Below are 8,959 nucleotides of genomic sequence, written 5' to 3' on the forward strand. Positions count from 1 at the left end.
GGACACTATGCTGAACGGATGACGAAGATAGGTCAATGAGAAGGGTTCTAATGGACACTATGCTGAACGGATGACGAAGATAGGTCAATGAGAAGAGTTCTAATGGACCTTACGCTGGAAGGAAGACGAAGAAATGTCCATGAGAAGGGTTCTAATGGACACTACGCTGAATGGATGACGAAGATAAGTCAATGAGAAAAGTTCTATTGGACATTACGCTGGCAAGGATGACGAATAATTGTCCATGAGAAGGGTTCTAATGGACCTTATGCTCGAAGGAAGACGGAGAATTGTCCATGAAAGGGGTGCTAAAGGACACTACGCTGAATGCTAACGAAATTTTGTCCATAAGAAAGATACTAACGGACACTACACTGAATGGAAAACGCATAAATGCCGCTGAGGGCCACCCACCTGATATTAGCCATGCCCCGGGTTACTTAATGTAATAGAACGAACAGGGGGAAATCGCTTTGAAAGCAGCTGTATGCACTAAATATGGACCGCCTGAGGTATTGGAGCTCAGAGACGTCAAACGGCCAGTTCCAAAGGATCATGAAATCCTAGTGAAGGTTCGTGCTTCAACGGTTGCCTCGGGTGATATTCGGGTCCGAAGCTTTAATAGCCCCCTTTTATTATGGCTGCCCATGAGAGCCTTCCTTGGCTTTACAAAGCCCAGGAAATCCATTCTGGGTGTGGAGCTGGCGGGGGAAGTCGCAGAAATGGGGAAGGATGTGAAGAAGTTTAAAAAAGGGGACCATGTTTTTGCCCTGACCGGAATGAATTTTGGCGGTCATGCCGAATATGCCTGTATTTCTGAAAAGGGGGCCGCAGCAGAAAAGCCAGTCAATATGAGTTTTGAAGAAGCAGCGGCCGCGGCGTTTGGAGGAACTTCAGCGCTTTTCTTCCTTAGGAAAGGAAAGATCCAGGAAGGACAGCGGATTTTAATCTATGGAGCTTCAGGGTCGGTCGGCACGGCGGCTGTGCAGCTTGCCCGGCATTTCGGGACACATATTACGGCTGTCTGCAGCACCTCCAATTTTCCACTGGTAAAATCACTGGGGGCTCATGAGCTCATTGATTATAAAGAAGAGGATTTTACAGAAACAGGCGAACGCTATGACCTTATTTTTGATGCGGTAGGAAAACGGTCCAAAAAAGATTGCCGCAAAGCCCTTGCCTCAGGAGGAATTTTTGTGACGGTAAACGGGCAGGGGATTGCAAAAGTGCGCCAGGAGGATTTGATTTTCCTAAAAGGGCTTATAGAAACAGACCGCTTGATTTCGGTGATTGATAAAGAGTATGAGCTGGATCAGATTACAGAGGCTCACCGGTATGTGGAAAAAGGGCATAAAAAGGGGAACGTGGTGATTAAGGTGCGGCATGGAGACTCTATGGATAAATGAATAATTACAAAAACACCCTGAGGGTGTTTTTTTTACGAGTTTTTATTTCTTATCAGAGTGAGTTCATTCTTATTTATTAGGTACAGTGAAAATTCAGTTGTTGAATCAGCCTGTTTGGAGTGTAAGGAAAAACTTCTCTTTGGTACTTCGTACGCATTTTTTGATCTTAAACCAATAGGAGAAAAGCGGTCATTTAATTTTAAAAATAGAAAGATAATTCAGAATGAAAGAGGTTACAAAAAATAATCTCGAGCGACAAATATAGTAAAGCGTTTTCATTTTTTCTTTTTAAAAGATATTAGAAAAAATAGTGATAGATTATAAACTTTTCTCTTGACGAAATATTTTATTAGAGATAACATGGTTACGAAATGTAACCTAAGTAATAAAAAGTGTCTTTTTAGTAATGGATGAAGAAGAGGTGAAAAATATGGATTCCGCAACTTTCGTATTATTTGGAGGAACTGGAGATTTGGCTAAACGTAAGATTTATCCTGCTCTTTTCAACCTCTTTTTGGATGAAAAATTGCCGAAAACATTTTCAATAGTCACTCTTGGCAGAGGCGAAATGTCTTCTGATGAACTGCATGAGAACCTCAAACAATCTCTAGAGCATTTCTCTAGAAGGAAAGCCAGTGATGACTCTAAAAAAGAAGAGTTTATTTCTATGTTCAGATATCTGCCGCTTGACGCTTATAGTATAGAAGACTTCAAAACTCTTCTTGCGTTAGTGGAAGAAAGAGAACAAGAACTTGGCATCCCGCAAAACCGGATGTTCTATCTTTCAGTAGGTCCTCAGCTGTTTGATGTGATTTCTACTAGCATCAAAGAAAGCGGTCTGGGTGATACAAAAGGCTGGAAACGCCTGATCATCGAAAAGCCATTCGGCCATGACCTTCAATCTGCAAGGGAACTGAATGAAAGACTAAGCAAGTCCTTTAAGGAAGATGAAATTTACCGCATCGACCACTACCTTGGCAAGCCGATGGTTCAAAACCTAGAAGCGCTTGAGTTTGCAAATCCTATTATCCAGGCTCTTTGGAACAACAAGCACATCGCCAATGTTCAGGTCACAGCGAGCGAAGTCGTGGGCGTAGAAGAAAGAGCGGGCTACTATGACACATCAGGCGCCATCCGCGATATGGTTCAGAACCATATGCTTCAAATGGTCATGATGACAGCTATGAGCAAGCCTGAAGAGCTTACAGCAGAAAACATCCGCAGGGAAAAACGATCTGTTATGGAATCTCTTCGCATGTACTCTAAAGAAGAAGTCGCTGCCAATGTTATCCGCGGCCAATATGCTGCAGGTGAAATGGCAGGCAAGCCGGTTCCAGGATATCTCGATGAACCAGGTATTGAAGCTTCTTCAAAAAATGATACGTTTATCGCTGCAAGGCTATGGATCGATAACGACTTCTGGAAAGGCGTTCCTTTCTATATTCGTACAGGTAAGCGTATGAATGAAAAATCCACACGCATTGTCGTTGAATTTAAAAATCCGGCAAATGATGTGTACAGCAATGGTGAGAAAAACACAGTTGCCAATCTCCTAGTAGTAGAGATTAACCCTAATGAAGGTATTTCCTTTATGCTTAACAGCAAGAACCCATTAGAAGCAGGAAAGCTGGAGCCAATAAAAATTGATTACGTTTCAAACCGCAAGAACGTCCCAGAAGCATATGAACTTCTGATCAATGACGCATTGCGCGGCGATTCCACTTTCTTTGCACATTGGAACGAAGTAGAGTTATCTTGGAAATGGGTTCAGCCTGTCTTGAATGTATTCAATGAGAACCAAGCGCCGCTTCATCAGTATCCGGCAGGTTCTAACGGCCCTGAAGCTTCAGACGCCCTTCTTGGCGAACAGAACTTCAAATGGTGGCTGGATAAAGAATCAAAAGAGGCAGTTGTAAAGTAACGCTTTAATTTTAGGAGGATTCACGTAAATGAGCCAAGCAATTGAAAACTTAGCAGTAGCTACGATCAGAACATTATCCATCGACAGCATCAACGCAGCTAATTCTGGTCATCCAGGACTTCCGATGGGTGCAGCTCCAATGGCTTACACACTTTGGGCGAAGCATTTAAAACATAACCCAGGACACGCAAAATGGTTTGACCGTGACCGTTTCGTCCTTTCAGCAGGACATGGTTCAAGTATGCTGTACAGCATGCTTCACCTGTTCGGATATGATGTATCCATCGAAGACTTGAAAAGCTTCCGTAAGCTGAACAGCAAAACTCCGGGACACCCTGAGTTCGGCCACACTGACGGTGTAGACGCTACTACTGGTCCACTTGGACAAGGTATTGCGACTGCTGTGGGTATGGCAATGGCTGAAGCTCACCTGGCAGCTAAATTCAATAAAGATGAATTCTCGGTTGTAGACCACTATACTTACGCATTAGTCGGCGACGGCGACCTTAGTGAAGGTATTTCATATGAAGCAATGTCAATGGCAGGCCATATGAAACTAGGCAAATTGATTGCCCTTTACGATTCAAATGATATCTCTCTTGATGGAGAACTTGGTCTATCATTCTCTGAAGATGTTAAAAAGAGAGCAGAATCTGCTGGCTGGCAGCACATTCTAGTAACAGACGGCAATGATCTTGAAGCTATTTCAAGTGCAATTGAGCTTGCTAAGAGCAATTCTGATCAGCCAACAATCATCGAAATCAAAACAATCATCGGTTTCGGAAGCCCTAAAGTAGCCGGAACAAACAAAGCTCACGGCGCTCCACTGGGTGCTGAAGAAGCGAAAGCAACTAAAAAAGCTTACGAGTGGCTGTTTGAAGAAGATTTCTATGTACCAGAAGAAGTAAAAGCCCACATGGCACAGCTTAAAGAAGAAGGCGCTGAAAAAGAAAAAGCTTGGAATTCTTTATTCGCGGCTTACAAAGAAAAATATGCTGAACTTGCTGAAGAGCTTGAAAATGCTATCAACGGCAAAGCATTGATTGAAGCAAAAGACATTTTAACATTTGAAGAAGGCAAAGCTGTATCAACTCGTGTTGCAAGCGGAAAAGCCATCAATCACTTTGTTAAAACTGTACCAGCCATCTTTGGCGGAAGTGCAGACCTTTCACACTCAACCATGACTGATATCACTGGTGAAAAAGCATTCGCTGTCGAGTCATTCGCTGGCAGAAATGTTTACTTCGGTGTGCGCGAGCATGCAATGGGTGCTGCAGGAAACGGTATGGCCCTTCACGGAGGCGTAAAGCCATTCGTAAGCACATTCTTTGTGTTCAATGACTATCTGCGTCCATCCATCCGTCTGGCAGCTCTTTCTAAACTGCCTGTAACGTATGTGTTCACACATGATTCAATCGCAGTAGGGGAAGACGGACCAACTCACGAGCCGGTTGAACAGATCGCTGCTCTAAGAGCCATTCCTGGACTTACTGTTATCCGTCCATCTGATGCGAACGAAACTGCAAGTGCATGGGCATATGCATTGAAGCAGACTGATGGTCCTGTAGCATTGATCTTAAGCCGTCAAAACCTTCCTGTTTACAAAGAAACTGAAGGCAACCTTGACAACCTTTCTAAAGGTGCTTATGTTCTTTCAGAAACAAAAGCAGATGCGGATGTTACATTGATCGCAACTGGTTCTGAAGTATCATTGGCTATGGCTTCTAAAGAAGAGCTTGAGAAAGAAAACATTTCTGTACGAGTAGTGGCTATGCCAAGCTGGGAGCTATTCAAAGTTCAATCTAAAGAATATCAAGAGTCAGTACTGCCGGCATCTGCTACAAAGCGTGTATCTATCGAAATGGGAATTTCCATGGGCTGGGAACGCTTTGTAGGAACCGAGGGCAAAATGCTTTCTATCGAAACATTCGGTGCTTCCGGAACTGGTGCAGATGTTATGAATCTATTCGGCTTTACAACTGGCCACGTAGTGGAAGCTGTTAAGAATCTATTGAATTCTTAATATATATCAGAATTAAAACACAGTAGGAGATGTACACAATGAAAGTTGGATTAGTTGGATTAGGTAAAATGGGATTAAATCTTGGTAAAAATTTAATCGACAACAAGCACGAAGTGGCAGCATTCGATTTGAATGCTGACGCTGTAAAAGAAATGGAGTCATACGGCGGTTCTGGCTACAGCGCCCTGAAAGACCTTGTAGCTTCTCTTGAAACTCCAAGAGTTCTTTGGATCATGGTTCCTCACCAGGTTGTAGATTCAGTATTAGATGAAATCGCTCCTCTTCTAAGCAAAGAAGATATCGTGATTGAAGCAGGAAACTCTCACTACAAAGAGTCTATCCGCCGCTACAATTCACTTAAAGAATACGGTGTGCGCTACATGGACGCTGGAACTTCCGGCGGTATGGAAGGTGCTAGAAACGGCGCTTGCTACATGATCGGCGGAGACAAAGAAGCTTGGGAAATCGTAGAACCAATCTTCCGTGACACTGCTGTTGAAAACGGCTATCTTTATGCTGGTGAAGCAGGAAGCGGCCACTTCTTGAAAATGGTCCACAACGGTGTTGAATACGGCATGATGGCTGCAATCGGCGAAGGCTTCGAAGTTCTTGAAAAGAGCGAATTTGACTTCGATTACGAAAAAGTAGCACGTGTTTGGAACAACGGTTCAGTTATCCGTTCTTGGTTAATGGAACTTACTGAAAATGCATTCTCTAAAGATGCTAAGCTTGATGGCATCAAGGGTATCATGCATTCTTCAGGTGAAGGCAAGTGGACTTTGGAAACTGCTCTTGATCTTCAAGCTGCTACTCCAGTTATCGCTATGTCCCTACTAATGCGCTACCGCTCTCTTGAAACTGATACTTTCAACGGTAAAGTAGTTGCTGCACTTAGAAACGAATTTGGCGGACACGCTGTAGAAAAAAACTAATCTAACAGGAAAACGGAGGAAATAACCATGAAATTTTTTATCGATACTGCTAATCTAGACGACATCAAAAAAGCTTATAAATTGGGCGTTCTTTCTGGTGTTACTACTAACCCTTCTCTAGTAGTTAAAGAAGGCGTGAAATTCGAAGAGCGCATCGAGGAAATCCTTGTAGCTGTTCCTGAAGTAGAATCTGTATCTGCAGAGGTTACTCCAAACGCACTAAGCGCAGAAGATATGATCGCTGAAGCTGATGAATTAGTTAAAATCAACGGCGGAAACAAAAACATCACAATCAAGCTTCCAATGACACTTGCTGGCCTTGAAGCTTGCCGTAACCTGACTCAAAAAGGCATCAAAACAAACGTTACTCTTATCTTCTCTGTGAACCAGGCTCTTCTTGCAGCACGTGCTGGAGCAACTTATGTTTCTCCATTCCTAGGCCGCTTAGACGATATTTCTGAAGACGGCGTACAGCTTGTTGCAAAAATTGCAGAATTGTTCCGTGTGCACAACCTTGATACACAGATCATTGCGGCTTCTGTCCGCCACCCAGATCACGTTACTCGTGTAGCGCTTGCTGGAGCTCACATTTCTACTGTTCCTTTCAAAGTAATTGAGCAGCTTGCAAAACACCCATTAACTGACCAAGGTTTGGAAAAATTTGCTGCTGACTGGAAAAATGTTGAGTAATAGTTAGTCAAACAGCGTTAGATACTCCTTGATTTATCAGGGGTATCTAACGCTTTCTAATTGAAGCAAGAGAAAAGGAGACATGTTCAAATGGCGATTTCATTCGATTATAAAAATGCATTGTCTTTCATGAATCAAAGTGAAGTAGACAACCTAAACGCTTTCGTAAAAACAGCTCACAATCTTCTGCATGAGAAAAAGGGACCAGGCTCTGACTTCCTTGGATGGGTTGACCTTCCGACTGCTTATGATAAAGATGAGTTTGCACGCATTAAAAAAGCGGCTGAAAAAATTCGCAGCAATTCCGAAGTATTGATCGTCATCGGTATCGGCGGTTCTTACCTTGGAGCACGCGCTGCCATCGAATCTCTTTCCCATACGTTCCATAACCAAATGGGCAAAGAAACACAAGTATACTTTGCTGGCCAAAACATCAGTGCTACATACCTGACACATCTATTTGAAGTAATCAAAGACAAAGACATCTCAGTAAACGTGATTTCAAAATCAGGTACAACAACTGAGCCAGCTATCGCATTCCGTATTTTCCGTGAATACCTGGAGAAAAAATACGGAAAAGAAGAAGCGAAAAAACGCATCTATGCTACAACTGACCGTGCAAGAGGCGCTCTGAAAACTCTTGCTGATGAAGAAGGCTATGAAACGTTCGTTATTCCTGACGATGTAGGCGGACGCTACTCTGTTCTTACTGCAGTAGGTTTGCTTCCAATCGCAACAGCTGGAATCGACATCGACGCAATGATGGAAGGAGCTGCAGCAGCTGCAGAAAAATACAGCGCAGCAGACCTTGCTGAAAACGAAAGCTATCAATATGCGGCTGTAAGAAACGCTCTTTACCGCAAAGGCTACAATATCGAACTTCTTGTAAACTACGAGCCATCTCTGCACTTCGTATCTGAATGGTGGAAACAGCTCTTCGGCGAAAGTGAAGGAAAAGACCAAAAAGGACTATTCCCAGCTTCTGTTGACTTCACAACTGATCTTCACTCAATGGGTCAGTACGTGCAGGAAGGACGCCGCGATCTAATCGAAACTACAGTTTTGGTTAAGAACCCAGCGATCGATATCACACTGAAAGAAGAAGCTTCTGACCTTGACGGCCTGAACTACCTTGCCGGCAAAACAATGGACTTCGTAAACAAAAATGCGTACCAAGGTACAGTTCTTGCCCACGTGGACGGCGGAGTTCCGAACCTTGCTGTTGAACTAGACCAGCTGACTCCTTACACATTCGGCGAAATGGTATACTTCTTCGAAAAAGCCTGCGCAATCAGCGGCTTAATCCAAGGCGTGAACCCATTCGACCAGCCTGGAGTAGAAGCATACAAAAAGAACATGTTTGCCCTTCTAGGAAAACCAGGCTACGAAGAGCAGCGTGCTAAGCTCGTTGACCGTTTAAAATAATTGATTGAATCAGAGCCCTCCATTCATTTTGAATGGGGGGTTTTTTACTGTGGAAGGGGTGTATGGCAGGGACAAAATCTTCAACTAAAGCTACACAGACGGGATGAAGGACAAAACAGAAGCGGGCTGGTGGAAGAAATGTCTTTCATAAGGGGGATGGAGGACAAAACAGAGGGGACTGATGGAAGAAATGTCTTTCATAAGGTGCATGAGAACAAAATCAATCCTAAAACACACGAAAAATAATCCTCCTTGGCGGAAGAGGTTCAAAATTCACCCCCGTAAGGATAAATAGGTATTAGTATTCTTAATAGTGCTTTTACATGTTTGGCTGATGAAGATGATGTGTGCATTTATAAGAGCTTTTCAGCTTTGAACCAATTATAATAGCGGACGGTAAAATAGGCAGTTATCTCCGGAATAAGGCAGCTGCTTAGATGTGTGGTGTAGATTGTTGAACAGAGATAAAAGATCAGAGATTTATCCGTAAATGGGGTTCTAAAGGACATAATTGGATTGAAGAGTCAGAAATTTGTCCGTGAGGAAGGCTCTAAAGGACAAA

At 43.2% G+C, this 8,959-nt stretch carries 6 protein-coding genes; all 6 read left to right on the plus strand.

Translation table 11 applies throughout. The features are described 5' to 3' along the window. The first annotated feature begins 473 nt into the window (after positions 1–473). Positions 474–1,406, plus strand: a complete 933-nt coding sequence (locus tag H539_RS0123795; protein WP_026695595.1) for an NAD(P)-dependent alcohol dehydrogenase — start codon at positions 474–476, stop codon at positions 1,404–1,406. Positions 1,407–1,836: 430 nt separating this feature from the next. Beyond that, on the plus strand, positions 1,837–3,327 hold the full coding sequence (gene zwf / locus H539_RS0123800) for a glucose-6-phosphate dehydrogenase (protein ID WP_026695596.1): 1,491 nt from the start codon (positions 1,837–1,839) through the stop codon (positions 3,325–3,327). 28 nt (positions 3,328–3,355) lie between these two features. Beyond that, entirely contained in the window at positions 3,356–5,350 is a 1,995-nt protein-coding gene (gene tkt / locus H539_RS0123805; RefSeq protein ID WP_026695597.1) for a transketolase, read from the plus strand. A 38-nt stretch (positions 5,351–5,388) separates the two neighbouring features. Beyond that, positions 5,389–6,282 (plus strand): phosphogluconate dehydrogenase (NAD(+)-dependent, decarboxylating), encoded by an 894-nt coding sequence (gnd, locus tag H539_RS0123810; RefSeq protein ID WP_026695598.1) that lies wholly within the window; start codon positions 5,389–5,391, stop codon positions 6,280–6,282. Between the two features lie 27 nt (positions 6,283–6,309). Next, positions 6,310–6,972: a fructose-6-phosphate aldolase gene (gene fsa, locus H539_RS0123815; protein WP_026695599.1), complete on the plus strand. Its 663-nt coding sequence runs from the start codon at positions 6,310–6,312 to the stop codon at positions 6,970–6,972. 90 nt (positions 6,973–7,062) lie between these two features. Continuing rightward, positions 7,063–8,397 carry a glucose-6-phosphate isomerase gene (locus H539_RS0123820; RefSeq protein WP_026695600.1) on the plus strand — a complete coding sequence of 445 codons (1,335 nt, stop codon included), beginning with the start codon at positions 7,063–7,065 and terminating at the stop codon, positions 8,395–8,397. Positions 8,398–8,959: the final 562 nt, after the last annotated feature.

The organism is Peribacillus kribbensis DSM 17871, from assembly GCF_000430765.1.
In the GTDB taxonomy this organism is placed as follows: domain Bacteria; phylum Bacillota; class Bacilli; order Bacillales; family DSM-1321; genus Paraperibacillus; species Paraperibacillus kribbensis.